At 32.8% G+C, this 25,355-nt stretch carries 19 protein-coding genes, 2 tRNA genes and 3 rRNA genes; 15 read left to right on the forward strand and 9 right to left on the reverse strand.

Annotated elements, in window-relative coordinates; all coding sequences use genetic code 11:
• Positions 1–48: 48 nt before the first annotated feature.
• The 5 genes from ACULEV_RS01370 (at position 49) to ACULEV_RS01390 (ending at position 6,868) form a co-directional block, all read left to right on the forward strand.
• Positions 49–402 carry a four helix bundle protein gene (locus tag ACULEV_RS01370; protein ID WP_445456903.1) on the forward strand — a complete coding sequence of 118 codons (354 nt, stop codon included), beginning with the start codon at positions 49–51 and terminating at the stop codon, positions 400–402.
• 55 nt (positions 403–457) lie between these two features.
• Positions 458–1,540: an agmatinase family protein gene (locus ACULEV_RS01375; protein ID WP_445456904.1), complete on the forward strand. Its 1,083-nt coding sequence runs from the start codon at positions 458–460 to the stop codon at positions 1,538–1,540.
• A gap of 224 nt (positions 1,541–1,764) precedes the next feature.
• Positions 1,765–3,111 carry an FAD-dependent oxidoreductase gene (locus tag ACULEV_RS01380; protein ID WP_445456905.1) on the forward strand — a complete coding sequence of 449 codons (1,347 nt, stop codon included), beginning with the start codon at positions 1,765–1,767 and terminating at the stop codon, positions 3,109–3,111.
• A gap of 54 nt (positions 3,112–3,165) precedes the next feature.
• Positions 3,166–5,670, forward strand: coding sequence for a DUF2339 domain-containing protein (locus ACULEV_RS01385; RefSeq protein ID WP_445456906.1), 2,505 nt, complete (start codon positions 3,166–3,168; stop codon positions 5,668–5,670).
• Complete coding sequence (locus ACULEV_RS01390; protein WP_445456907.1) at positions 5,657–6,868, forward strand: hypothetical protein; 1,212 nt, start codon at positions 5,657–5,659, stop codon at positions 6,866–6,868. The genes ACULEV_RS01385 and ACULEV_RS01390 overlap by 14 nt, the downstream gene beginning before the upstream one ends.
• 38 nt (positions 6,869–6,906) lie before the next feature.
• Here ACULEV_RS01390 and ACULEV_RS01395 read toward each other — a convergent pair whose 3' ends face one another.
• From ACULEV_RS01395 to ACULEV_RS01410, 4 genes are all read right to left on the reverse strand, one after another.
• Positions 6,907–7,275, reverse strand: a complete 369-nt coding sequence (locus ACULEV_RS01395; protein WP_445456908.1) for a cupin domain-containing protein — start codon at positions 7,273–7,275, stop codon at positions 6,907–6,909.
• Between the two features lie 57 nt (positions 7,276–7,332).
• Positions 7,333–8,874 (reverse strand): helicase HerA-like domain-containing protein, encoded by a 1,542-nt coding sequence (locus ACULEV_RS01400; protein ID WP_445456909.1) that lies wholly within the window; start codon positions 8,872–8,874, stop codon positions 7,333–7,335.
• A gap of 62 nt (positions 8,875–8,936) precedes the next feature.
• Positions 8,937–9,638: a hypothetical protein gene (locus tag ACULEV_RS01405; protein ID WP_445456910.1), complete on the reverse strand. Its 702-nt coding sequence runs from the start codon at positions 9,636–9,638 to the stop codon at positions 8,937–8,939.
• A 16-nt stretch (positions 9,639–9,654) separates the two neighbouring features.
• A complete protein-coding gene (locus ACULEV_RS01410; RefSeq protein WP_445456911.1) occupies positions 9,655–10,332 on the reverse strand; it encodes a hypothetical protein in 678 nt (225 codons plus the stop codon).
• A gap of 148 nt (positions 10,333–10,480) precedes the next feature.
• On the opposite strand from ACULEV_RS01410, the gene ACULEV_RS01415 reads away from it, so the two are divergent.
• A complete protein-coding gene (locus ACULEV_RS01415; RefSeq protein ID WP_445456912.1) occupies positions 10,481–11,113 on the forward strand; it encodes a 7-carboxy-7-deazaguanine synthase QueE in 633 nt (210 codons plus the stop codon).
• A 22-nt stretch (positions 11,114–11,135) separates the two neighbouring features.
• Positions 11,136–11,537: a DUF2059 domain-containing protein gene (locus ACULEV_RS01420; protein ID WP_445456913.1), complete on the forward strand. Its 402-nt coding sequence runs from the start codon at positions 11,136–11,138 to the stop codon at positions 11,535–11,537.
• 77 nt (positions 11,538–11,614) lie between these two features.
• On the opposite strand, the gene ACULEV_RS01425 is transcribed toward ACULEV_RS01420, so the two are convergent.
• Entirely contained in the window at positions 11,615–12,319 is a 705-nt protein-coding gene (locus ACULEV_RS01425) for a class I SAM-dependent methyltransferase (protein ID WP_445456914.1), read from the reverse strand.
• A gap of 70 nt (positions 12,320–12,389) precedes the next feature.
• On the opposite strand from ACULEV_RS01425, the gene ACULEV_RS01430 reads away from it, so the two are divergent.
• Positions 12,390–12,884 carry a YkgJ family cysteine cluster protein gene (locus ACULEV_RS01430; protein ID WP_445456915.1) on the forward strand — a complete coding sequence of 165 codons (495 nt, stop codon included), beginning with the start codon at positions 12,390–12,392 and terminating at the stop codon, positions 12,882–12,884.
• Between the two features lie 39 nt (positions 12,885–12,923).
• Here the strand turns inward: ACULEV_RS01430 and ACULEV_RS01435 are convergent, their stop codons facing one another.
• A complete protein-coding gene (locus tag ACULEV_RS01435) occupies positions 12,924–14,150 on the reverse strand; it encodes an exo-beta-N-acetylmuramidase NamZ family protein (RefSeq protein WP_445456916.1) in 1,227 nt (408 codons plus the stop codon).
• Between the two features lie 7 nt (positions 14,151–14,157).
• Here ACULEV_RS01435 and ACULEV_RS01440 point away from each other — a divergent pair, with 7 nt between their 5' ends.
• From ACULEV_RS01440 to rrf, 6 genes are all read left to right on the forward strand, one after another.
• Positions 14,158–15,390: an ABC transporter permease gene (locus ACULEV_RS01440; protein WP_445458505.1), complete on the forward strand. Its 1,233-nt coding sequence runs from the start codon at positions 14,158–14,160 to the stop codon at positions 15,388–15,390.
• An 827-nt stretch (positions 15,391–16,217) separates the two neighbouring features.
• Positions 16,218–17,735 (forward strand): 16S ribosomal RNA (locus ACULEV_RS01445).
• Positions 17,736–17,817: 82 nt separating this feature from the next.
• Positions 17,818–17,891, forward strand: a tRNA-Ile gene (locus tag ACULEV_RS01450).
• Positions 17,892–17,972: 81 nt separating this feature from the next.
• Positions 17,973–18,046: transfer RNA gene (locus ACULEV_RS01455), tRNA-Ala, on the forward strand.
• Between the two features lie 115 nt (positions 18,047–18,161).
• Positions 18,162–21,033 (forward strand): 23S ribosomal RNA (locus ACULEV_RS01460).
• Positions 21,034–21,196: 163 nt separating this feature from the next.
• Positions 21,197–21,306: ribosomal RNA gene (rrf, locus tag ACULEV_RS01465) — 5S ribosomal RNA — on the forward strand.
• The 16S, 23S and 5S rRNA genes sit together here with 2 tRNA genes alongside, the layout of an rRNA operon.
• Positions 21,307–21,473: 167 nt before the next feature.
• Here rrf and ACULEV_RS01470 read toward each other — a convergent pair.
• Together ACULEV_RS01470 and ACULEV_RS01475 are read right to left on the reverse strand one after the other, a co-directional pair.
• A complete protein-coding gene (locus ACULEV_RS01470) occupies positions 21,474–22,109 on the reverse strand; it encodes an endonuclease III domain-containing protein (RefSeq protein WP_445456917.1) in 636 nt (211 codons plus the stop codon).
• 73 nt (positions 22,110–22,182) lie between these two features.
• The gene (locus ACULEV_RS01475; RefSeq protein WP_445456918.1) at positions 22,183–23,322 is read right to left on the reverse strand and encodes an acyl-CoA dehydrogenase; all 1,140 of its coding nucleotides are present in this window, start codon (positions 23,320–23,322) and stop codon (positions 22,183–22,185) included.
• A gap of 92 nt (positions 23,323–23,414) precedes the next feature.
• Between ACULEV_RS01475 and ACULEV_RS01480 the strand changes: the two genes are divergently transcribed.
• Positions 23,415–24,479, forward strand: coding sequence for an anhydro-N-acetylmuramic acid kinase (locus ACULEV_RS01480; protein ID WP_445456919.1), 1,065 nt, complete (start codon positions 23,415–23,417; stop codon positions 24,477–24,479).
• Here the strand turns inward: ACULEV_RS01480 and ACULEV_RS01485 are convergent.
• Positions 24,476–25,324, reverse strand: a complete 849-nt coding sequence (locus ACULEV_RS01485) for an alpha/beta hydrolase (RefSeq protein ID WP_445456920.1) — start codon at positions 25,322–25,324, stop codon at positions 24,476–24,478. The genes ACULEV_RS01480 and ACULEV_RS01485 overlap by 4 nt on opposite strands.
• Positions 25,325–25,355: the final 31 nt, after the last annotated feature.

The raw sequence follows: 25,355 nt of genomic DNA on the forward strand, positions 1-25,355 counted from the left end.
TTATATTAATAGATAATTAGAAGTTTCAAACATTTACATAATTGAAATATGCACAGATACAAAGATTTAGAGATTTGGAAATTAAGTAGAAAGTTTTGTGTTTCAATCTATGCACAAACGTTCAATTTTCCAGAATCTGAAAAATTTGGTTTGGTAAGCCAGTTAAGACGTGCTTCAGTTTCTGTGCCTTCAAATATTTCAGAGGGTTGCTCTAGAAAATCTAATAAAGATTTTTCTAGATTTCTTGAAATTGCCATCGGTTCACGTTATGAAATCGAAACGCAAATTTTAATTGCTACTGATTTAGATTTTATTAATAAAGAAATTTCAATTGTAATATTAACTGAATTGAATAAAATTATACAAATGACTTCAAAATTTAAATCAACATTAAAAGAATAACCTTCTTTCGAACTCTAGTTGGGTTCCAATAATCAAATAATCGAAAAATCAATAAATGACCAAACAACAAATCATAGAAAAATTTGATCCTAGTCAACCAGGATTAGCAGATGCGACCATTTTTGGGTTACCATTTACTGCAGAGCAAAGTGAAATTATTGTAATTCCTGTGCCTTGGGAAGTTACTGTTAGTTATGGAGCAGGAGCTTCAGAAGGACCAGCAGCTATTTTAGATGCTTCTTTTCAAATAGATTTATTACATCAAGATTTTCCAGAGTTATGGAAATTAGGTATCTATTTAGATGAAGCTCCAGTGCATTGGGCTAAGAATTCTGAAAAATATAAAGGACTAGCACAACCTATCATTGAAGCTTTAGAAAATGGAGAAGAAATAGCTACTTTCCCAGCTTTGCAAACAGATTTAGATAAAATAAATAAAGTTTGTCGTGAATTACATACAGAGGTAAAAGAACGTGTTCAATATTGGATGGCAAAAGGGAAAAAAGTGGTTCTTTTAGGAGGAGATCATTCTACACCTTTAGGATATTATGAAGCATTAGCTTCGCAATATGAGAGCTTTGGTATTTTACATTTAGATGCTCATATGGATTTACGTATTGCTTATGAAGGTTTTACCTATTCGCATGCTTCTATAATGTATAATGCGTTGCAGTTGCCACAAATTTCAAAAATTGTTCAAGTTGGTATTCGTGATTTTTGCGAACAAGAAGTTGATGTTATAAACAAAGAAAATGGAAGAGTGTTGGTTCACACCGATTTAGATTTGAAAAAACAATTGTTCGAAGGAAATACTTGGCAACATTTATGTGATACTATTATCAATTCATTACCAAGAAAAGTTTGTATTTCTTTTGATATAGATGGAATGAATGCCCTATATTGTCCAAATACAGGAACACCAGTTCCAGGAGGGTTTTCTTATGAGCAAGCAGTTTATTTGTTAAATAGATTAGTAGAATCAGGCAAAGAAATAATTGGTTTCGATTTAGTAGAAGTGGCACCAGGAGAAAATGATTGGGATGGAAATGTAGGAGCAAGAATGTTATTTCAAATGTGCGGAGTTTTTGCCAAATCACAAAAAATGGAAGTAGGAAAGAAGATTGAGTTTAAGAAATAAAAGAATACATTTTTAGAATAAAGAGGCTGTCCAAAAAATATTGGATAGCCTTATTTGTATTAAATATTTAGAGTACCTAAAATATTACATCCTTTAGTTATTAACGATTTATTTTTTGCATTAAAAGAACTAAAGAAACTAAATTACTCGTTTTTGTAAAAAATATCATTTTGAGTAAGCTACCATATATTTATTACTTATTTTTGTAGGAAGAAAAATTAATAATGCAGAATCCCAAAGAAATTGCTGTAGTAGGTGCTGGTTTAGTCGGTTCACTTTTAGCCATATATTTAAAAAGAGCAGGACATAATGTTCATGTTTACGATAGAAGTCCAGATATTAGAAAAATCCAATTTTCAGGTAGGAGTATTAATTTAGCAATGTCAAATAGAGGTTGGAAAGCCTTAAAAGACATTGGTATTGATGAAGAAATACGAAAAATTGGGTTGCCAATGGACAAGCGTGCTATTCATATGATGGATCAATCACTCAATTATCAAAAATATGGTAAAGATGGAGAATCTATTTATTCACTTTCAAGAGGTGTTTTAAATAGAAAAATGATTGATTTAGCCGAAAATGAAGGTGTTCAATTTTTCTTTGAGCATAAAGTTTGGGATGTTTCATTAAGTGAAGCTATTTTAAAGATAGGAGAAGAGGAACATGGTGTGTGGGAAGAACGTAAATATGACATTATTTTTGGTTCTGATGGTGCTTTTTCTCGTGTTAGACATAGGATGCAAAGACAAAGTATGTTTAATTATTCTCAAGAATTTTTAGAAATTGGCTACAAAGAATTAAATATTCCTGCAAATCCAGATGGAACTCATAAGTTAGATAATAGTTCATTACATATTTGGCCAAGAGGTAATTTTATGTTAATAGCTTTGCCTAATTTAGACGGAAGTTTTACTTGTACATTATTTATGCCTTTTAAAGGTGAAAATTCTTTTGAACAATTAGATTCTAAAGAGAAGTTAGTTGCTTTTTTTGCTAAACATTTTTCTTCAACTACAGAAGTAATTCCTAATTTAGTAGAAGACTTCTTTAAAAATCCAAAAAGTTATTTGGTTACCATGAAATGTTTTCCTTGGACATATAATGATACCGTTGCATTAATCGGTGATGCTTGTCATGCAATTGTTCCTTTTTATGGTCATGGCATGAATGCTGGTTTTGAAGATATTTCTATTTTGAATGAGTTAATGACAAAATATGGAGACGACTGGCAAACCATATTTACAGAATATGAAAATTCACGCAAACCAAATGCAGATGCTATTGCCGAATTATCATACAGAAATTTTATGGAAATGAGTACGAAAACGGCTGATGCTGATTTTTTGCTTCAAAAGAAAATTGAAAAATGGTTTTCTGAAAAATATCCTGAAAAATGGATTCCTTTATATAGTAGAGTTACTTTTAGTCACCAACCTTATGCAGAAGCATTAGCAGTTGGAGATAAACAAGATGCTATTATGAAAGAAATATTAGCTATTGAAAATATCGAACAAATTTGGGAAACAGAACCTGTTGAGCATCGTATTTTAAAATTGCTAGAAGAAAAATAATTTTTTCACTATCATAATAAAGATTACATTTGGTATAATACTAATCCAATTATTATGGCTGAAGCTTTATTGATACTTGTTTTGATTGTCTTATTTGTTAACTTTTTAAGTATAAAGTCTCGTAACAAACTAACCCAAGATTCACTCAATAGTTTACATGAAAAGATAAATATTTTAAGAAAAGAATTGGCATCCAAAACTATAGAGAAAGAACAACCTATTGAAAAAGTTGAAAAACCTATAATTGAACAAAAACCTATTCAACCAATCGTTGAGGAAAAACCAATACCAATTGTTCCTGAAAAAATTGAACCCGAAATTATAAAATCAATTGCCGATAAACCTATTTCTGAGAAACCAATAGAAGTAGTTGCAAAAATTGAAGGAAAACCAATTTCTCCAAAAACAGTTTATGTTCCTAAAAAATCTTGGTTTGAAACCTTTAAAGAAAATAATCCTGATTTAGAAAAATTCATTGGTGAAAACCTGATTAATAAAATAGGTATTCTAATTCTTGTTTTAGGAATTAGTTTCTTTGTAAAATTTGCCATCGACAAAGAATGGATTAATGAACCAGCTCGTGTAGGAATTGGAATTCTTTGTGGTGCATTAGTTATGGGAATTGCTCATAAACTCAAGAAAAATTATGCTGCATTTAGTTCCGTTTTAGTAGCTGGAGCAATTAGTATTTTCTATTTTACTATTTCTATTGCTTTTCATGAATACCATTTGTTTAGTCAAACGGTTGCTTTTATCATAATGGTCGTAATTACTGCATTCAGTACATTGGTTTCGGTATCTTATAACCGACAAGAATTGGCAGTTTTATCGCTCATAGGTGGTTTTGCTGTTCCTTTTATGGTAAGTACTGGTTCAGGCAATTATGTAGTATTGTTTACTTATATTGCTATTTTAAATATTGGAATTTTAGCTATAGCCTATTTTAAGAAGTGGAAAGTTGTCACTATTTTGGCTTTTGTATTCACTAGTTTGTTATTCTTGTCATGGTATATCAGAGAATTATTTGATAATAAATTACCACATGCTGGAGCATTAGCTTTTGCCACTCTTTACTATTTTATTTTTAGTATTACTGTGGTACTAAATAATATTAAAAACAAAGGAGTTTTTTCTTTAATTGAATATTTTATTTTGGTAACCAATACTTTTTTCTTCTTTGGAATAGGAATGGGAATTATTCACAATTGGGGAATTGATTTCAAAGGATTGTTTACTCTATTATTAGCAATTTACAATGTGGTTTATGCGATAATTTTATATAGAAAATTCGGATTGGATAAAAACGCAATTTATCTATTAATCGGTTTGGCACTAACATTTGTTACGCTGACGATACCAATTCAGTTTGAAGGCAATCAAATTACTATTTTCTGGGCTGTAGAAGCAGTATTGTTATTTTGGTTATCCCAAAAATCTAAAATTAGACATTTCAAATCAGGTGCTTTTATAGTTCAGGTGTTAACAATCATCAGTTTAGCTATGGATTGGTTGAAATACGATTATCCAGTTGAACCTTTGTCTGTTGTTTTAAATTCGTTATTTATTTCTGGTTTTGTAGTAAGTTTGTCTTTGTTTGTAACACATTGGCTGCTTAAAAAAGAAAAAGAAGAGACAAAAATTGTTTTGTTTACCATTTCTTTTTACAAAAATACACTTCTAGTAATTGCCATTATGATAACTTATTTGACAGGTTTTTTGGAAGTAAATTATCAATCTCAACAATTTTTACTTAATCCTGCATCTTCATTTTCATTTCCAGTCACTTATCATTTTGCTTTTGTTGCGATTTTACTGTTTTTGGCTAACCAATTTAAAAATATATTTTTTAGAAAGGTTTTATTAATTGTATGTGTAATTTCTATTTTCTCATATATAGTTAACTTCTATAGTTTACCAAATGACGAAATCATTCAAAATTTTGCTTTAAATACTAGTACTAAATATGCATTTTATTTTCATTATATCATTTTAGGTTGCTTGATTTATTTTGGATTTCAATTATTTAAATTGGCAAAATCAGAGCCTAAAATTGCAGTTTTGAATAGTAAAATAATGCCTTGGTTATTTGTTTTTGCTACAGTTTATATTTTAAGCAATGAAATTATGGTGCATAGTTTGAATTTCTCAACTGATGCTATTAATATGAAGAAAATAAATGCAGAATTGTCTAAAAAAGACTTATCAGAATATAGTTTGGTTTATGAAAAAGAATATTATGTAAGAGAAAAAGTAGACGCAATCAAAAGACAAATTATAAAAATTGGTTATCCTATTCTTTGGGGATTATTTTCTTTTGTATTCCTAATCATTGGAATAAAAAAACAATGGAAAAATTTACGAATTATAGCGCTTTCTTTATTAGGATTAACAATCTTGAAATTATTTATATATGATATTAAAAACGTTTCCGAAACTGGAAAAATAATAGCTTTTATTTTATTAGGTGTTTTGGTTCTAATTATATCATTTGTGTATCAAAAAATTAAAAAATTAGTAGTTGATGATTCCTCAAAACCAAATTCAGATGAAGAAGCTTAGTAGTTTATTTATAGTATTAATTTCTTTTTTTGGGTTTGCCCAAAATTACAAAGGTAAGATTGCTAATGTGCAACATGGTGGTTTACACCAAGTGCAACTTTCACCAGAAGTACGAGCTGCAGCAAATGAAAATCTAGATTTTTTAAGAATTTTTGATGCGAATAAAACGGAAGTACCTTATGTAATTAACGCTTTTAAAGAAGAATCAACACGATATAATTCGTTTAAGATTATTTCGAAGAACAGTATTAAAGATTCAATTACTTCTATTGTAATTCAGAATGAAACAGGAAAGAAAATTAATCAAGTCAATTTAAATATTGGCAATACAGCTTTAACAAAAAGTTATTCAATAAGCGGAAGTAATGACACTATTGAATGGTTTGGATTAATTGCTAATGAAACTTTATCTGATTTGATTGCCCAAAACGGAACAGCTTTAGAAAAGACCATCTATTTTCCTGCTAATAATTACAAGTATTTACGAATCGATTTTAATGATAAGAAATCATTACCTATAAATGTGCAAGCAATTGGTATCTATGAAAATCAGTTTCTGCCAGAAAAATTGGTAGAAATTTCGAATTTCCAATATAAAATAATTCAAAATAAAGAAAAGAAGCAAACTAAAATTGTTTTATCTGCTGATAATAAACATCAAATTGATGCAATTACATTTACTATTTCAACTGAATTTTATGCTCGTGAAGCAAGAATAATTACAAAAAGGGAAAGAAAAGTTAAGAAAAGAGTAGAATCTTATGACGAAGTTGTGGCTTATTTTGATTTGAATTCGAAAAACGAAAAAACTATTTATTTCAATTCTTTGCAAGAAAAAGAATTTACAATTGAAATAGACAATCAAGATAACCAACCTTTAGATATTTCAAACATTCAATTGTTTCAAAAACCACTTACAATTATTTCAAAATTGAAAGCCAATGAAAATTATGAAGTAGTAATCGATTCTACTTATTCAAAACCTTCTTATGATTTGGCTAATTTTATCTCAAGTTCAATAGATAATTTACCAAAAGTTAATATCGTAAATTTCCATAAAGTAGAAAATAAAGAGAAAAATTCTACTGCAAAGTCATTTTGGCAAACCTCTTTATTTATGTGGATTTGTATTATTCTTGGAGGAGGAATTGTCGCTTACTTTGCTTTTGGATTGTTGAAGGATATGAAGAATGAGTAATTCAAAAATTAATTTCAAAATAGAATACTTTCAACTGATTATTTTTCCTCCTCACGATGTACTTTCTCAAAATCAAAAGCAGGTTTGCAAATAGAAATATAGTCACAAGGAAATTCAAAAGGATTAGAATATTGTACTCTAGTATTGGCTTCAATTTTTATGGATTGACCAGCTTCTAAAATAACTGTTTCTCCTTCAATAATAAATTGCTTTTTGCCAGAAATAATATAAGTGTATTCTTCAAATTCGGGAGTTTGAAAAGGCTCACTCCAACCAGAAGGTGCAGTCATATGTGCAATAGAAATGTCTTTGTTATTGGTAGCAACCAGACCATGATGTTCTTCAATTAATTTTCCATCTGTAGTTGGAACTACAAACGGTGCTTTTTGTACGAAGTATTTTTTCATAATTATATATGGAGTAATGAAGTAATCTTTTTTAGATTGAATTTGATTTTTGCCTTTTTATTTCTTAAACATTTTCATCAAAACACCCATAGCTCCTCTAATGAAAGTAGCACTAGTTAAAACTTTAACAACTCCTTTGGTTACAGTATCTGAAGTTGACGAACCTCTACTTCTTGAAGAAGTAGTTTTCTTAGCTTCTTTTTCAACCTGTTTTTCAGCTTCTTCTTTTGCAGCTAATTCCTGAGCTTCTTCCATTTTTTTACTTAAAATTTCGTAAGCGCTTTCTCGGTCAATAATTTCATTGTATTTTTTTGCTAATTTCGATTTTGAAATAGAGTTATCAATTTCAACTTCGGTTAAAACATCCATTCTACTCATTGGAGCACGTAACATAGTTGCTGCTAATGGAGTTGGAATCCCTTTTTCATTTAAAGCAGTAACAAAAGCTTCTCCAATTCCTAAAGAAGTTAAAACTTCATCTGTTTTATAATATTCAGAAATAGGATAATTTTGTGATGTTTCTTTAATTGCTTTTCTGTCATTAGCAGTAAAAGCTCGTAAAGCATGCTGGATTTTTAAACCTAATTGTGCTAAAACACTACTAGGAACATCCATTGGGTTTTGAGTAATAAAATAAACACCAATTCCTTTGGAGCGAATTAATTTTACTATTGTTTCAATTTGATCTTGTAATGTTTTACTAGCTTGGTCAAAAATTAAATGAGCTTCATCAATAAATATAATTAATTCTGGTCGTCCTACATCACCTTGTTCAGGCATAGTATTGTAAATTTCAGCAAGTAAACTCAACATAAAAGTAGAAAAAAGTTTGGGTCTATCTTGAATATCTGTTAGACGCATGATATTTATATAACCATTTCCATTTTCATCAATTCGCATTAAATCTTCTACTTCAAATGATTTTTCACCAAAAAACAATTCTGCTCCTTGTTGTTCAAGTTCGATTATTTTTCTTAAAATAGAACCCGTAGAAGAAGTAGAAATTCGCCCATATTCTTTTTCAAATTCTTCTTTGCCTTCTTCAGTAGAGTATTGAAGTGCTTTTTTAAAGTCTTTTAAATCTAAAAGAGGAATTTTATGATCATCACAATATTTAAAAATTACTGCAACAATTCCAGATTGGGTATCGTTTAAATCTAAAATTCGAGAAAATAAAACAGGACCAAATTCAGATACAGTTGCTCTTAAACGAACTCCATTTTGTTCTGAAATAGTCATTAATTCAACCGGAAATCCTTTTGTTTCATAAGGTAAAGTGATTTTTGCATGACGCTCAGAAATAAAAGGTTTTTCTTCTCCAGGAACTGCAATTCCAGAAAAATCTCCTTTTATATCCATCATTAAAACAGGAATACCTTTGTTAGATAGTTGCTCTGATAAAATTTGAATGGTTTTGGTTTTTCCAGTTCCAGTCGCACCAGCAATTAATCCATGACGGTTTAAAGTTTTTAAAGGAATGTTTACATGTGTATTTGCAACAGGTACACCATCTAAGATAGCACCACCAAGTGTTATAAAATCTCCTTTACAAGCATAGCCTTCTGTTATATGTTTATTGAATTCTTCTGTTTTGCTCATTTTTATTTAATTTTCAATCTCAAAAATAATAAAAATAAGTTTTAGGAAGCGACTTTAATTTGTTATTTCAATTTAGTCATACCAATATTGAAATTTAATGCGTCTAAAGGTGTTCCACCATTGTTTAAAACATATCGAAAAGTAACTACATCACCAGCAGTAAAATTTTCTACTAATGTTCCTGACGAACCCCAAGTATCAGTTGTGCTTAAAACTATAGTTCCTCTAGTTGGGTAGCCAATTAAAGTGCCATTTTTATAAATACCTACTACAAATTTCCGATTACCACTAGGAATATTTTCAACTGAAAAGGCAGCATTTATCATGAAAGTACCTGCTTCATTAATCTGTATTTGTCCATTTCCAATAATGGTAAAAACAGAACTAGTTATTGAAATTACATCACTATTATTTAATGGAAAATTAGTATATGAGTTGTCTGCAGTAGAAATAACTGTATCCACTCCAGGAAAGTTTTTGTTTATTGAGATGGTAGGATTAGAAGTTCTTGAAATGTTTTCCCATCCTAAATTAGTTCTCATGTACAATGCATCATCTGAAAGGTTATAAACTACAGATCCAACAAGTGGATTTGGTATAGCTAACATTTGAACATTTGTCATTCTAGGAGGCACAAATGTTTGCTTTGTGCTGTTTAATTCTAATATCGAAGAAGGACTAGGAGCAGTTGTTCCTATACCTACTTGGGCACTTGTTAAAAAAGAATGAATGGTTAGTAGTAAAATAGCAGTTTTTTTCAACATTTTTTTTATTTTTTTTTTAATTTATTTTAACAAAGCTAAAAGCCACAAAAACTAGACTTAAGGAAGTATTATTGTTAATTAGATATTTTATGTCAATTTCATCATTAATTGAAAAACTAAAAGTCATTATTCCACTTGTACCCCAATAATCAGTTGAAGATTGTGCAGTTTCGTTTTTATTTAGTAAACCAATTAAAGTACCATTTTTAAAAACGGCAATAGAATAAGACTTTGTGCCGCTAGGCATATTGTTGACAGATAATTGAGCACCTACCATATAAATGCCATTTTCTTTTATTCTGATTTTTCCATTTGATATAATTTCATAGGTGGAAATATTTTGTGCTTGCACATGTGAGTTATCCAATGGAAAATTGTAATAGGTATTATTGGAAACGGTAAGTGAACCTCCACTTTTTTTACAAATTAGATTTGAGTTATCAGTTTCTAACATGTTTTTCCACCCGAATGAATTATAAATATATAAGGAGTTAAAAGTGGTGTTATAAACGATTGATGAAATTAATGGATTTGGAATGGCTAACATTTGTGCATTTGTCATTCTTGGAGGGACAAAAGTTTTGTCAGTACTTGATATTTCTAATAATGATGAAGAATTGGGAGTATTGGTACCAATACCTACTTGGCCAAAACAAGCATAGCTTATTAGCAAAAGCACATAAAGAGATCTCATAATAATATGGTTAAATAGCGGTGCAAATGTAAATATTTTCATTGATATGGCAATTAATAAAAATGTTAAAATGAGTTGATTGTGAAGTGTTTAAAAAAAGAAAGATTTGAATTGTTTTTCCTTACCTTTGCAGACTATTTTAATTATAATGTTAGAAAAAGAAATCCAATTAGCAGTTGATAAAGGTGAAATGTTGCCTTTAATGGAAGAATTTTATACAATTCAAGGTGAAGGATACCATACTGGAAAAGCTGCTTATTTTATAAGAATAGGTGGTTGCGATGTTGGTTGTCATTGGTGTGATGTCAAAGAAAGTTGGAATGCAGATTTGCATCCTCCAACAAGTACAGATATTATTGTTGCTAATGCAAAAAAATACTCTGAAACAGTTGTAATAACAGGAGGAGAACCTTTAACATGGGACATGTCTTTAATAACCTCTCGTTTAAAAGCGGAAGGATTAAATGTACATATTGAAACTTCTGGAGCATATCCTGTAACAGGTGATTGGGATTGGTTTTGTTTATCACCAAAAAAAATGAAATTGCCAGTCCAAGGAGCTTATGATATAGCAAATGAATTAAAAGTAATCATTTATAATAAGCATGATTTCCAATTTGCAGAAGAACAAGCATCAAAAGTAAACTCAAGAGCGGTTTTGTTTTTACAACCAGAATGGAGTAAAAAAGAAGAAATGACTCCACTTATTGTAGATTATGTAATGAATAACCCTAAATGGAGGATTTCCTTGCAGACACATAAATATTTGAATATTCCTTAAATAATAACTTAAAAAACAAAAAATGAAAAAATTAATTTTAACTGTAGTTATAATCTTAGTATCACAATTTGGAATGGCTCAAGACGCTTTTAAGGCTGATGTTTTAAAAGTTCTTAAAGCTTCTGGTTCTGGAGCACAAATGGAATTAGCCAAAGAGCAAGTAATGGGAAGTATTTCTGAAGAAAAAAGAGCTGATTTTTCTAAAGAGTTTGATGCATCATTACCGTCATTATATGATAAAATGGCAAAAGTTTACATGGAAACTTATACTCATGACGAAGTTAAACAAATGCTTAAATTCTATGAGTCTCCAGTAGGAAAAAAAATAACTGAAAAAGCAAGTGAGTTGACTAAGAAAAATATGACTGCTGCTCAAGAATGGGGTACAGAACTACAAGGCTTAATGATGAAATATATGCAATAATTATTTATTGTTATTTTTAATTAAATTCCAAAATTCAATTGAACTGTAATTGAGTTTTGGAATTTTTTCATTCAAATTTATAATGTTAACTTGGCTAAATAATCAAAATGGTTGCCTTCTTTTATCAATTCACATTTCAGTTCATTAGCAAAGCAAGCATTTTGCAAAGTATTATAATCTAAATACAACCAAGGAAAAAAATCTTCTGTTTCACCTTTATATTGAATAGTAAATGTTAATTCTCCATAATAACCTGTCGCAGGTATTTCATATGCACCATCTTCATCTTGGTCAAACATATAAATAATGTCAGAAGAATCAATTAAGATTTGCCCTTTTTCTGTTAAGAGTGATTTTAGTTTTTTTAAATGAGTTGAAATATTTGCTAAAGTTCCAAAAATTCCAGTTCCATTCATTAATAAAAGAATCGTATCATATTTTTCAGAAGTCTTAAAATCTAAAATATTCTGAACCATTGCATGTTGCAAGCCTCTCAATCTACAGGCTTCAATCGCATTAGCTGAAATATCAATTCCAGTAACGTCAAATCCCTTTTTTTGTAAATACAAGGCATGACTTCCAGCACCACAACCAATATCTAAAACCTTCCCTTTGATAATTTGTAATGCTTTTTGTTCCAATTTTGGCATATCTTTAAAATCACGAAACAAATAGGAAACACTCATTTCGTCAGCTTCACTAATTGAAGTTTCTGTAATAAGGTCTTCAGGAGAATTATTTGTTAGGTAATCCAATATTGCTTTTCCGAAAAGGTCTTTCATTTTTTAATTAAAATTTCTGATTCGAAGTTTCAAGTTGCTTACCTTTGTGATTCAACTTTAAATTTTAAACTTGAAACCTCAATTAAACGAACTAGAAAAACTAGCCAAAGATAAGCATAACGAAAACAAAAAGTATTTCGATAAGCTAAAAAAGAAGGCGCCTAAAAATTTAGATTATATAATGCAAGATTTGCATGAAGCAGAATTTAAAAAGACAGATTGCTTAGAATGTGCTAATTGTTGTAAAACTACTGGGCCTTTGTTTACTTCGGCTGATATTGAACGAATTTCAAAACATTTTAGACAAAAGCCTCAACAGTTTATAGATCAATATTTGCGGATTGATGAAGATAATGATTATGTGTTGCAAAGTCTACCATGTACTTTTCTAGAAAATGATAACAAGTGTTTCATTTATGATGTAAGGCCAAAAGCGTGTCGAGAATTTCCTCATACAGATAGGAAAAAGTTTCAACAAATTTCGGATTTAACTTTAAAGAATGTAGTTATTTGTCCAGCTGCTTATAACATTGTAGAGAAAATGAAAGAGAAATTGCCTTTATAGACTTAATTTTAGATTACTAAAATATTTTATCTATTTCTTTTACTCATAAATTAAATATTTCTTCCTCATTTCCTTAAATTCGTTTAATCCTTTTACCCAAGATGATCTAATTTCGTTTTCAGAAACTCCTTTTTCAATTTGTTCTTGTAATTTTTTGGTTCCAGCTAATTTGGTAAAAAAAGAATTAAAGAACTTCGATTTGTCTGTGGTTTGGTTGTAAGCTTTTATCAACCACTTTAACTCAAGTTGTGTTACTTTTTTAATTTGGGTTAAATCTTCTCCATAGCAAAGTTTTCCATTATACAAAGGTTCTTTTGCTCCGTTATTTGGTTTAGGTGTAAAACTAAAGTTGCTTTTTGGTAAATAAGGAGAGCCATATATTTGAAATTGCAATTCAGTTCCTCGACCTACGCTTATATTAGTGCCTTCAAAAAAACATAAACTCGCATATAAGTTAATGGATTGTGCATTAGGTAAATTAGGAGAAGGTTTTACAGGTAAATCATAAAATAGTGTTCTATTGTAATTTTGACAAGGAATTATAGTTAATCTACATTGAATGCCATTCTTTAACCATTTCTGCCCATTAATCATTTTTGCATATTCTCCTATAGTCATACCATGTAAGACAGGAATAGTGTGCATGCCTACGAAGCTATGGTGTTCTTCTTCTAAAATCGGTCCATCAATAATATTTCCATTTGGATTTGGTCTGTCTAAAATAATAAGTTGAATATTGTTTTCAGCACAAGCTTCCATAATATAATGTAAAGAAGATATATAAGTGTAAAATCGAGAACCTACATCTTGTAAATCAAAAACCAAAACATCAATATCGGTTAATTGTTCAGATTTTGGTTTTTTATTATTACCATATAAAGAAATTATAGGTAAATCAGTTTTTAAATCTTTTCCATCTTTAACTACTTCACCTGCATCAGCAGTTCCTCTAAAACCATGTTCTGGGGCAAATATTTTTTGAAGAGTTATTTGTTTTGAAATCAAAAAATCAACTACATGCATTCCATCTTTTAATATTCCAGATTGATTTGTTACAATTCCAATTTTTTTATTAATCAATAAAGGCAAGTAGGTTTCGTAATTATCAGCTCCAGTTTTAATTTCTTTTGGAGCAGGTTTTTTTAATGAAATCGTAGTTTCTAGGTTCTCTTCTTTTTTTTCTCTGTTCTTTACAGAATTTCCGCAAGAAAAAATCAATAAAACCAAGAATAAAAATGTATTTTTGAACACCAATTTACTAAGCATAAACAATTTGAATTTAGAATATTTTATAGCTAAAAGACTAGTTACTACTAAAAACGATAAAAGTAGTGTTTCTTCGCCAATTATTAAAATTGCAATAATAGCAATTGCAATAGGAGTAATAATGATGATTATTTCTATAGCTACGGGTATTGGTTTACAAAAAAAAATTCGAGAAAAAGTTTCTGCTTTTAATGGTCATGTTATTATTTCTAATCACGACGATAATCAATCGCAGGTTAGCACAGTTCCTATTTCTACCAAACAAAGTTTTTATCCAAATTTCACATTAGTTTCTGGAATTGAACATATTCAAGCTGTAGCTACAAAAGGAGCTATGATTCGTACCGAAGAAACAGTAGAAGGGATTATCTTTAAAGGAGTAGGTGAAGATTATAATTGGGATAATATAAAGGAATATATAATAGAAGGTGTTATTCCTAATTTGAATTCTAAATTAACAGATGATGTTATAATCTCTAAATATCTTGCAGAAAGACTAAATTTAAAACTGAATGATATTTGTAGAACCTATTTTATAAAAGCAGATAACCAAGGCTATAATTTAAGAAGTTTTAAAATAGTTGGAATTTTTAATTCAGGATTTCAAGAATTCGATTCTAATTTTATACTAGGAGATTTAAGGCATATTCAAAAAATTAATAAATGGAATAACGATGAAGTTGGTTCTTTTGAGGTTTTTTTAAATGATTTTTCTCAAATAGAGCAAAAGGGTAAAGAAATATATAAAGAAATTCCTCCTACATATAATAGTATAACCATTTTAGATAAATACTACAGTATTTTCGAATGGCTCAAACTTTTCGATTTTAATATAGTAGTAATACTTATAGTTATGATTATTGTTTCTACTATTAATATGATTGTAGCATTGTTAGTTCTTATTTTAGAACGTACACAAATGATTGGTATTCTAAAAGCTGTTGGTGCAAGTAATTGGAATATCAGAAAAATATTTTTATATAATGCAGCTCATTTGATAATAAGAGGACTGTTATGGGGAAATGGAATAGCTATTTCGTTTCTCTTGTTGCAAAAATATTTTGGAATTATAAAACTCGATCCAGAAAACTATTATGTTAGCGAAGCACCAGTTGATATAAATATAGGTTATATATTGTTACTTAACATTGGAACCATATTAATTTGTTTACTTGTATTACTTATTCCTTCTTATATAATTACAAAGATATCACCAGTTAAAGCGATTCGATTCGATTAGTTAATATTAAGCAGCACTTAATTTATAATTTAAGAGACTATTATTCCTGCTTTTCGTTCTATCTTTTTATTTTGGATAAAATAAAAAGGATGCCACTCCAATCAGGGCTATATTAGGAGAGAGCTATTTCAGAAGACGTAAACCGATTACTCCTTCATATGTAGTATATGTTTGATTTCTCTATTTTCTTTCATTTTTCCTCTATGTTCTTTTTTTTAAGAATGTAAGTTCTTCAAAATCAATTGAAAGAAAAAAAGATTAAAAAATAGTTATAAAAAGGTTAGGATTGTAACAAAAAGGTATTAGTTTTGCACCCGCAATGAAGCAAAGTTCTTATTACATTTTGAATAAATAACGCGAGTTATTGAGAAGACAAAAAAAAGAAAATTTTTTTTCAAAAAAGTTTGTCAGATTCAAAAAAAGGATTACTTTTGCACCCGCATTAACAGGGAAGTTCATACAAATATTGATTACGATAATGAGAGTTATCGACTGATAAAAAAAAGGGAAAAAATTTCTCAAAAAAAGTTTGTCAGAATCAAATAAAGGATTTACCTTTGCGACCCGCAAATAGGGCAACGTTCATAAAATATATTGAGGTTTAGTGATTGCGAAAAAAGATTAAAAATTTTTTCAAAAAAGCTTGCCAGATAAAAAAGAAGTTGTACTTTTGCACCCGCTTTGAGAAACAAGCGAAACATAAGAAGACACGTTCATAGACATATTGGATTGACAGCACGATTTAAATCTTCGGATTTAGATTGTAAAATTTAAGAGAGTAAAGCAAATAGAATTAAAGTTAGCTTATCGTACAAAATTAAAAATATACGATGAAGAGTTTGATCCTGGCTCAGGATGAACGCTAGCGGCAGGCCTAACACATGCAAGTCGAGGGGTAGGAGTTGCTTGCAACTTTGAGACCGGCGCACGGGTGCGTAACGCGTATGCAATCTACCTTGTACAGAGGGATAGCCCAGAGAAATTTGGATTAATACCTCATGGTATTATGAAATGGCATCATTTTATAATTAAAGTTCCAACGGTACAAGATGAGCATGCGTCCCATTAGTTAGTTGGTAAGGTAACGGCTTACCAAGACAATGATGGGTAGGGGTCCTGAGAGGGAGATCCCCCACACTGGTACTGAGACACGGACCAGACTCCTACGGGAGGCAGCAGTGAGGAATATTGGACAATGGGCGCAAGCCTGATCCAGCCATGCCGCGTGCAGGAAGACGGCCCTATGGGTTGTAAACTGCTTTTATACAGGAAGAAACATCTCTACGTGTAGAGACTTGACGGTACTGTAGGAATAAGGATCGGCTAACTCCGTGCCAGCAGCCGCGGTAATACGGAGGATCCAAGCGTTATCCGGAATCATTGGGTTTAAAGGGTCCGTAGGCGGCCTTATAAGTCAGTGGTGAAATCTCCTAGCTCAACTAGGAAACTGCCATTGATACTGTAGGGCTTGAATTTTTGTGAAGTAACTAGAATATGTAGTGTAGCGGTGAAATGCTTAGATATTACATGGAATACCAATTGCGAAGGCAGGTTACTAACAAACGATTGACGCTGATGGACGAAAGCGTGGGTAGCGAACAGGATTAGATACCCTGGTAGTCCACGCCGTAAACGATGGATACTAGCTGTTCGATTTTCGGATTGAGTGGCTAAGCGAAAGTGATAAGTATCCCACCTGGGGAGTACGCACGCAAGTGTGAAACTCAAAGGAATTGACGGGGGCCCGCACAAGCGGTGGAGCATGTGGTTTAATTCGATGATACGCGAGGAACCTTACCAGGGCTTAAATGGGAGACGACAGATTTGGAAACAGATTTTTCTTCGGACGTCTTTCAAGGTGCTGCATGGTTGTCGTCAGCTCGTGCCGTGAGGTGTCAGGTTAAGTCCTATAACGAGCGCAACCCCTGTCGTTAGTTGCCAGCGAGTGATGTCGGGAACTCTAACGAGACTGCCGGTGCAAACCGCGAGGAAGGTGGGGATGACGTCAAATCATCACGGCCCTTACGTCCTGGGCCACACACGTGCTACAATGGCCGGTACAGAGGGCAGCTACCTAGTGATAGGATGCGAATCTTTAAAACCGGTCTCAGTTCGGATCGGAGTCTGCAACTCGACTCCGTGAAGCTGGAATCGCTAGTAATCGGATATCAGCCATGATCCGGTGAATACGTTCCCGGGCCTTGTACACACCGCCCGTCAAGCCATGGAAGCTGGGGGTGCCTGAAGTCGGTGACCGTAAGGAGCTGCCTAGGGTAAAACTAGTAACTAGGGCTAAGTCGTAACAAGGTAGCCGTACCGGAAGGTGCGGCTGGAACACCTCCTTTCTAGAGAAAGATAAGGATAATTTTAAGATATTTGATTTTACTCTCGCTGTTAGTTCAAGATTTAAAGAAGCTAAAAATACAGAGTCTCGTAGCTCAGCTGGTTAGAGTACTACACTGATAATGTAGGGGTCGGCAGTTCGAGTCTGCCCGGGACTACTTATTTTAAGTTTTAAAGGAAATTCTAGAAGTTGGGATTCACAATTCATCATTCTGAATTCATAATTCTGAATTTAAATTGGGGGATTAGCTCAGCTGGCTAGAGCGCCTGCCTTGCACGCAGGAGGTCATCGGTTCGACTCCGATATTCTCCACGATTCGCTAGAAGCGAAAGAAGTTCATTGACATATTGAGAAAAGAAAATTAAAAATATAATAGAAAGCACAAATTTTGGGCAGTCTACGCAAGTGGATTGTTTATAAAAAAGTACAATAAGCAAAATAAGGGCGTATGGGGAATGCCTAGGCTCTCAGAGGCGATGAAGGACGTGATAAGCTGCGAAAAGCTACGGGGATTGGCACACACGAATTGATCCGTAGATATCCGAATGGGGCAACCCACTATGTTGAAGACATAGTACCCGATAGGGGGCAAACCCGCTGAACTGAAACATCTAAGTAGGCGGAGGAGAAGAAAACAAAAGTGATTCCGTAAGTAGTGGCGAGCGAACGCGGATTAGCCCAAACCAAAGTTGTTACGGCAATTTTGGGGTTGTAGGACTGCGATATTCTATGCGGATAGAATTAGAATAACCTGGAAAGGTTAACCAAAGAGGGTGATAGTCCCGTATAGGTAATAGAAGATATAGATAGCAGTATCCTGAGTAGCGCGGGGCACGTGAAACCCTGTGTGAATCTGGCGGGACCATCCGCTAAGGCTAAATACTCCTGAGAGACCGATAGTGAACCAGTACCGTGAGGGAAAGGTGAAAAGAACCGTGAATAACGGAGTGAAATAGATCCTGAAACCATACGCTTACAAGCGGTCGGAGCCCTTTCGTGGGGTGACGGCGTGCCTTTTGCATAATGAGCCTACGAGTTACCGTTGCTGGCAAGGATAAGTACTTCAGGTATGGATCCGTAGCGAAAGCGAGTCTGAATAGGGCGCTATAGTCAGTAATGGTAGACGCGAAACCGTGTGATCTACCCATGGGCAGGATGAAGCTTTGTTAACCCAAAGTGGAGGTCCGAACCCGTTGACGTTGAAAAGTCTTGGGATGACCTGTGGGTAGGGGTGAAAGGCCAATCAAACTCGGAAATAGCTCGTACTCCCCGAAATGCATTTAGGTGCAGCGCTGAATTAGTTATATAGAGGTAGAGCTACTGATTGGATGCGGGGGTTTCACCACCTACCAATTCCTGACAAACTCCGAATGCTATATAATGATGCTCAGCAGTGAGGGCATGGGTGCTAAGGTCCATGTCCGAGAGGGAAAGAACCCAGACCATCAGCTAAGGTCCCCAAATGTATACTAAGTTGAAAAAACGCGGTTTGTCTGCATAGACAGCTAGGATGTTGGCTTGGAAGCAGCCATTCATTTAAAGAGTGCGTAACAGCTCACTAGTCGAGCGGACGAGCATGGATAATAATCGGGCATAAGTATACTACCGAAGCTATGGACTCTAAGGAGTGGTAGGGGAGCATTCTAAACTGGGTTGAAGGTGATATGTGAGTATTGCTGGACTGTTTAGAAAAGAAAATGTAGGCATAAGTAACGATAATGCGGGCGAGAAACCCGCACACCGAAAAACTAAGGTTTCCTCAGCTATGCTAATCAGCTGAGGGTTAGTCGGGTCCTAAGGCGAATCCGAAAGGAACAGTCGATGGCCAACGGGTTAATATTCCCGTACTACTTATAGTTGTGATGGAATGACGGAGTGATGAAAGCACCGCGAACTGACGGAATAGTTCGTTGAAGTACCTAACTATATTCTCTATAGGCAAATCCGTAGAGAATGGTGAAATACGATAGTACTCGGAGTCTTCGGACAAAGGGATAGTGTGCCTAAGGGCTTCCAAGAAAAGTTTCTAAACTTAGATTATAAGTACCCGTACCGTAAACCGACACAGGTAGTTGAGGAGAGAATCCTAAGGTGCTCGAGAGATTCATGGCTAAGGAATTAGGCAAAATAGACCTGTAACTTCGGGAGAAAGGTCGCCCCGAGCAATCGGGGCCGCAGTGAAAAGGTCCAGGCGACTGTTTATCAAAAACACAGGGCTCTGCAAAATCGTAAGATGAAGTATAGGGCCTGACACCTGCCCGGTGCTGGAAGGTTAAGAGGAGATGTTATCTTCGGAGAAGCATTGAATTGAAGCCCCAGTAAACGGCGGCCGTAACTATAACGGTCCTAAGGTAGCGAAATTCCTTGTCGGGTAAGTTCCGACCTGCACGAATGGTGTAACGATCTGGACACTGTCTCAGCCATGAGCTCGGTGAAATTGTAGTATCGGTGAAGATGCCGATTACCCGCAGTGGGACGAAAAGACCCTGTGCACCTTTACTATAGCTTAATATTGACCTTGGACACGTGATGTGTAGGATAGGTGGGAGACTATGAAGTGGCGTCGCTAGGCGTTGTGGAGTCATTGTTGAAATACCACCCTTTGCTTGTCTGAGGCCTAACCCCGCGATTGTGGGGGACATTGTTTGGTGGGTAGTTTGACTGGGGTGGTCGCCTCCAAAAGAGTAACGGAGGCTTCTAAAGGTTCCCTCAGCACGCTTGGTAACCGTGCGTAGAGTGCAATGGTATAAGGGAGCTTGACTGAGAGACATACAGGTCGATCAGGTACGAAAGTAGAGCATAGTGATCCGGTGGTTCCGCATGGAAGGGCCATCGCTCAAAGGATAAAAGGTACGCCGGGGATAACAGGCTGATCTCCCCCAAGAGCTCATATCGACGGGGGGGTTTGGCACCTCGATGTCGGCTCGTCACATCCTGGGGCTGGAGAAGGTCCCAAGGGTTGGGCTGTTCGCCCATTAAAGTGGCACGCGAGCTGGGTTCAGAACGTCGTGAGACAGTTCGGTCTCTATCTACTGTGGGCGTTAGAAATTTGAGTGGATCTGATTCTAGTACGAGAGGACCGAATTGGACAAACCTCTGGTGTATCTGTTGTTCCGCCAGGAGCACTGCAGAGTAGCTACGTTTGGAAGGGATAAGCGCTGAAAGCATATAAGCGCGAAACCCACCACAAGATGAGATTTCTTTTAAGGGTCCTAGAAGATGACTAGGTTGATAGGCTATAGATGTAAAGGCAGTAATGTCATAGTCGAGTAGTACTAATAACCCGTAAGCTTATGTACGTCATCCCGAGTCGCAAGACTCGGGAAGAAACTTTCTATATTAATTATTTTCTTGTCTCAGTATGTTAAGATATTTGCAACGAAGTTGCAGTCTTAAAGACGAAAGTCCAAAGTTAAAAAGGAAACTTTAGACTTTATGACAATCGACTTTAGACTTAAAACTTAAGGTGATTATTGCGTCGGGGCTCACCTCTTCCCATTCCGAACAGAGAAGTTAAGCCCGACTGCGCAGATGGTACTGCAATCTTGTGGGAGAGTATGTCGTCGCCTTTCTTTTAAAAACCCTCATCATTTAATTGATGAGGGTTTTTTGTTTTAATATTAATGTTGTCTTGCCCTAAAATGGAAGTACAAAAACTATATTATTCTAAAGAGGAAAAGTAATTTTGGAATTAAATAAATCTAGTTAATTGGTAAGTCTTGATAGATAAAAAATATAATCAATGATTATTGTTTTTGTAATATTCGCAATCAATGTTTATTGGGCAAAGATTACATTTTGGGTTTATTGGTCTACAAATTTCTCTACCTAAAAATGAAAATGCCATGCCTATATCATTCCAAATTTCATATGGAAGTTCCTGCATTAATATTTTTTCAATTTTGTTACCATTTTTGTATTTTGGAGTTAATCCAATTCTTGGAACTACTCTTATTACATGTAAATCAACAATTATTCCTTCAGCTTGCATCTTATTTTCTCTTAAAATTACATTTGCTGATTTTCTTCCAATTCCTTTTAAGTTTATTAAATCTTTTAATTTATTTGGAATATTTTCATTTGATTTTAAAATAGTTGCGGTTTCTAGTATCCAATTGGCTTTACTCTTAAAGTTTTTAACTTTTGATATATAGGTTGTTATTTCTTCAATTGATGATTTGGAAAGAGAATCTATATCAGGATATTTTTTAAAGAATGGAATTGTTACTTTATTTATGTTAGTATCTGAATCTTGTGCAGATAAAATTACCATAATTAAAAGTTGATATAAATTTTGATAAAGTAATGGATGCTTTTTACTCTTATACTTTTTAATTATGGGTTCAAGATTTTCTTTCCAATTATTGAATAGCATTTTTATTTAAAAGTAATAAAAAAAGAGCCCAATTTTAAAATTGAGCTCTTTTATATGCTTATTTTACTATTAATTACTTTGTTAAGCCTCTTGAAATTACAATTCTTTGTATTTCTGATGTTCCTTCATAAATTTGAGTGATCTTTGCATCACGCATCATTCTTTCTACATGATATTCATTTACATAACCATTACCTCCATGTATTTGCACAGCTTCAATTGTAGTATTCATTGCTGTTTCTGAAGCGAATAATTTTGCCATAGCACCAGAATGAGAAATATCTTCTCCATTATCTTTTTCAAAAGCAGCTTTAAAACATAACATTCTAGCTGCAGTAATTTGAACATGCATATCTGCCAATTTAAATGCAATTGCTTGATGTTGAATAATTGGTTTTTTAAATGCTATTCTTTCTTGAGCATATTTTAATGCTAATTCGTAAGCACCTTGAGCTATACCCAAAGCCTGTGAGGCAATTCCTATTCTTCCTCCGTTTAATACTGCCATAGCAAAATTAAACCCGAAACCATCAGCCCCTATTCTGTTTTCTTTAGGAACTTTTACATCAGAAAACATTAATGAATGTGTATCTGATCCTCTAATTCCCATCTTTTTTTCTTTTGGTCCAATTGAAAAACCTTCCCATCCTTTTTCTACTAAAAATGCATTGATTCCTTTATGGCCTTTTTCAATATCAGTTTGCGCAATGACTACATATGTTGATGCTGTACCACCATTTGTAATCCAGTTTTTTGTACCATTCAATAAGTAATAATCTCCTTTATCAATAGCAGTAGTTTTCTGAGAAGTTGCATCTGAGCCAGCTTCTGGTTCAGATAGACAAAATGCTCCTATTACTTCTCCTTTTGCTAATGGAACTAAATATTTTTGTTTTTGCTCTTCATTACAATATTTTTCTATTCCTGCACAAACCAAAGAATTGTTTACAGACATAATTACTGCAGCTGATGCATCGATTTTTGCAATTTCTTCCATTGCAAGTACATAAGATACGCTGTCTAAACCAGCACCTCCATATTTTGGATCTACCATCATTCCTAAAAAGCCAAGTTCTGCCATCATTTTTACTTGCTCTGTTGGAAAAATTGAGTGTTCGTCTCTTTCAATAACTCCAGGTAATAATTCAGTTTGAGCGAAATCTCTCGCAGCTTGTTGAATCATTATTTGTTCTTCGGTTAGTTTAAAATCCATATTATTTGATATACTATTTAATTATTTTTAATTTCGCATCAAATGTAGGTATTTATTGCTTATTTTTCAATAACTATTTGTAATTTTAACCCATGTTTAAAGAAAACTACAACGTTATCGGTGTGATGTCTGGTACTTCGCTTGACGGAGTTGATTTGGCTTATATTTCTTTTCGAAAAAGGGACAATTGGAGTTTTCAAATTCTTAACTGCGAAACTATTCCTTATACTAACGAGTGGTTGGGAAAACTTATGGGAGCCATTAATTTGTCTGTAGAGAATTTGGCTACTATTAATGAAGAATACACTACTTTATTAAGCACTATAATTTTAGAGTTTATTGCTAAATACAAAATAGAGGCTATTGATGCAGTTTGTAGTCATGGACATACTATTTTACACCAACCAGAAAAAGGTTATACTTTACAAATTGGTAATTTGCGAAAAATAGCTTCACTTTTAAATTTGCCAGTTGTGTGTGATTTTAGAGTACAAGATGTCGATTTTGGTGGTCAAGGAGCACCTCTTGTACCTATTGGAGATCGATTACTTTTTTCTGAATATAACTATTGTTTAAATTTAGGTGGTTTTTCTAATATATCATTTGAACAAGGAAATTGTAGACTTGCTTATGACATTTCTCCAGTAAATACAGTTTTGAATTTTTATTCTAATAAATTAGGATTTGCTTATGATGATAAAGGGAATATTTCAAAAACAGGTAATGTAAATAAAGATTTGTTTAATGAATTAAATGCATTAGTTTATTACAGTCAAGATTTTCCAAAGTCATTAGGAATGGAGTTTGTTAATGAGATTATTTTTCCAATAATAAATTCTTATGCAATTTCTGTTGAAGGCATACTTAGAACTTTTGTAGAACATATTGCTTATCAAATTGGTCTTTCTCTTTCTCATGATGCTAAAAATATGCTAATCACGGGTGGTGGTTCATATAATGATTTTTTATTGGAAAGAATTAGATATTATTTACCAAATGTTGACTTGATTATACCAAGTGACAACATTATTCAATTTAAAGAAGCTTTAATATTCGGTTTTTTAGGTGTTCTGAAATTAAGAGATGAGATTAATGTATTGGCTTCAGTAACTGGAGCTAAATTTGACCATTCTTCTGGAGTGGTTTATGCTTCTTAATTTGAAATGAATTGTATCACTTTTTCTTCCAATTCTGTACTCTTTAAATTATGACCTAAGCCTTCAGTTAAAATTAATTTACTATTTCTCCAGTTTTTATTTAATTCAATTGAATATTTTGGATTTGTATCCTTGTCTTTTTTATCATGTATTATTAAACAATTTTTATCCATTTCTAAAGCAAATTTTGATGAAGAAAAATAACTTGGTTCATACCCTAAAAAATCAGCAAAACTTTTCATGATTGTTTGTGTTGATTTTGTTGATAAACTTAATATATTTCTGTAGAAATCAAAAAAATCTTTTGCTTCACCAGGTGCACCCATAATAACAACATTTTTAACATTTGAACTGTTTTTTTTATTTTCATACAACCAAAATGTTGTTGCAAAACCCCCTATTGAATGACTAATTATACTTTCTATATCATTGTTTTTTATTATCATAAGATCAATTATTTTACTATATAAAACAAGATTAAGCATTTTTCCTGTTGATAGGCCATGAGCAGGAGCATCAAAAGCATAAACTGTAAAGTCATTTTTTAATAAAGTTTTTATATATGATTTCCATCTAAAAGTATGACTAGCCCAGCCATGTATTAGTAACACTTTTTTTGAGCCATTTCCCCATTTGTATGTTTGTATAGTAATGTTGTCATGCATTATAATTGAAGATTTCCCTTTTTCTAAAAAATCTAATTGATGTTTTTCTAATGGTTTTGTCATAGGATTGCAAAATAATTCAAACCCTTTTTTTTCCAGAAGTTTTGAGTTTAAAATTGCAAGAGTGTTAAAATATAATCCTATTGATTTTTGAGTGATTTTTATTATTAATTTTTTCATACTATAGATACCAATCGGTATTTTTTAAGTT

The sequence above is a fragment of the Flavobacterium sp. HNIBRBA15423 genome (assembly GCF_052655965.1).

Bases quoted from the DNA above. Each gene is read 5' to 3' on its own strand.
- ACULEV_RS01370 (WP_445456903.1), top strand. From the start codon at position 49: ATGCACAGATACAAAGATTTAGAGATTTGGAAATTAAGTAGAAAGTTT.
- ACULEV_RS01375 (WP_445456904.1), top strand. From the start codon at position 458: ATGACCAAACAACAAATCATAGAAAAATTTGATCCTAGTCAACCAGGA.
- ACULEV_RS01380 (WP_445456905.1), top strand. From the start codon at position 1,765: ATGCAGAATCCCAAAGAAATTGCTGTAGTAGGTGCTGGTTTAGTCGGT.
- ACULEV_RS01385 (WP_445456906.1), top strand. From the start codon at position 3,166: ATGGCTGAAGCTTTATTGATACTTGTTTTGATTGTCTTATTTGTTAAC.
- ACULEV_RS01390 (WP_445456907.1), top strand. From the start codon at position 5,657: ATGAAGAAGCTTAGTAGTTTATTTATAGTATTAATTTCTTTTTTTGGG.
- ACULEV_RS01395 (WP_445456908.1), bottom strand. From the start codon at position 7,275: ATGAAAAAATACTTCGTACAAAAAGCACCGTTTGTAGTTCCAACTACA.
- ACULEV_RS01400 (WP_445456909.1), bottom strand. From the start codon at position 8,874: ATGAGCAAAACAGAAGAATTCAATAAACATATAACAGAAGGCTATGCT.
- ACULEV_RS01405 (WP_445456910.1), bottom strand. From the start codon at position 9,638: ATGTTGAAAAAAACTGCTATTTTACTACTAACCATTCATTCTTTTTTA.
- ACULEV_RS01410 (WP_445456911.1), bottom strand. From the start codon at position 10,332: ATGAGATCTCTTTATGTGCTTTTGCTAATAAGCTATGCTTGTTTTGGC.
- ACULEV_RS01415 (WP_445456912.1), top strand. From the start codon at position 10,481: ATGTTAGAAAAAGAAATCCAATTAGCAGTTGATAAAGGTGAAATGTTG.
- ACULEV_RS01420 (WP_445456913.1), top strand. From the start codon at position 11,136: ATGAAAAAATTAATTTTAACTGTAGTTATAATCTTAGTATCACAATTT.
- ACULEV_RS01425 (WP_445456914.1), bottom strand. From the start codon at position 12,319: ATGAAAGACCTTTTCGGAAAAGCAATATTGGATTACCTAACAAATAAT.
- ACULEV_RS01435 (WP_445456916.1), bottom strand. From the start codon at position 14,150: ATGCTTAGTAAATTGGTGTTCAAAAATACATTTTTATTCTTGGTTTTA.
- ACULEV_RS01470 (WP_445456917.1), bottom strand. From the start codon at position 22,109: ATGCTATTCAATAATTGGAAAGAAAATCTTGAACCCATAATTAAAAAG.
- ACULEV_RS01475 (WP_445456918.1), bottom strand. From the start codon at position 23,322: ATGGATTTTAAACTAACCGAAGAACAAATAATGATTCAACAAGCTGCG.
- ACULEV_RS01480 (WP_445456919.1), top strand. From the start codon at position 23,415: ATGTTTAAAGAAAACTACAACGTTATCGGTGTGATGTCTGGTACTTCG.
- ACULEV_RS01485 (WP_445456920.1), bottom strand. From the start codon at position 25,324: ATGAAAAAATTAATAATAAAAATCACTCAAAAATCAATAGGATTATAT.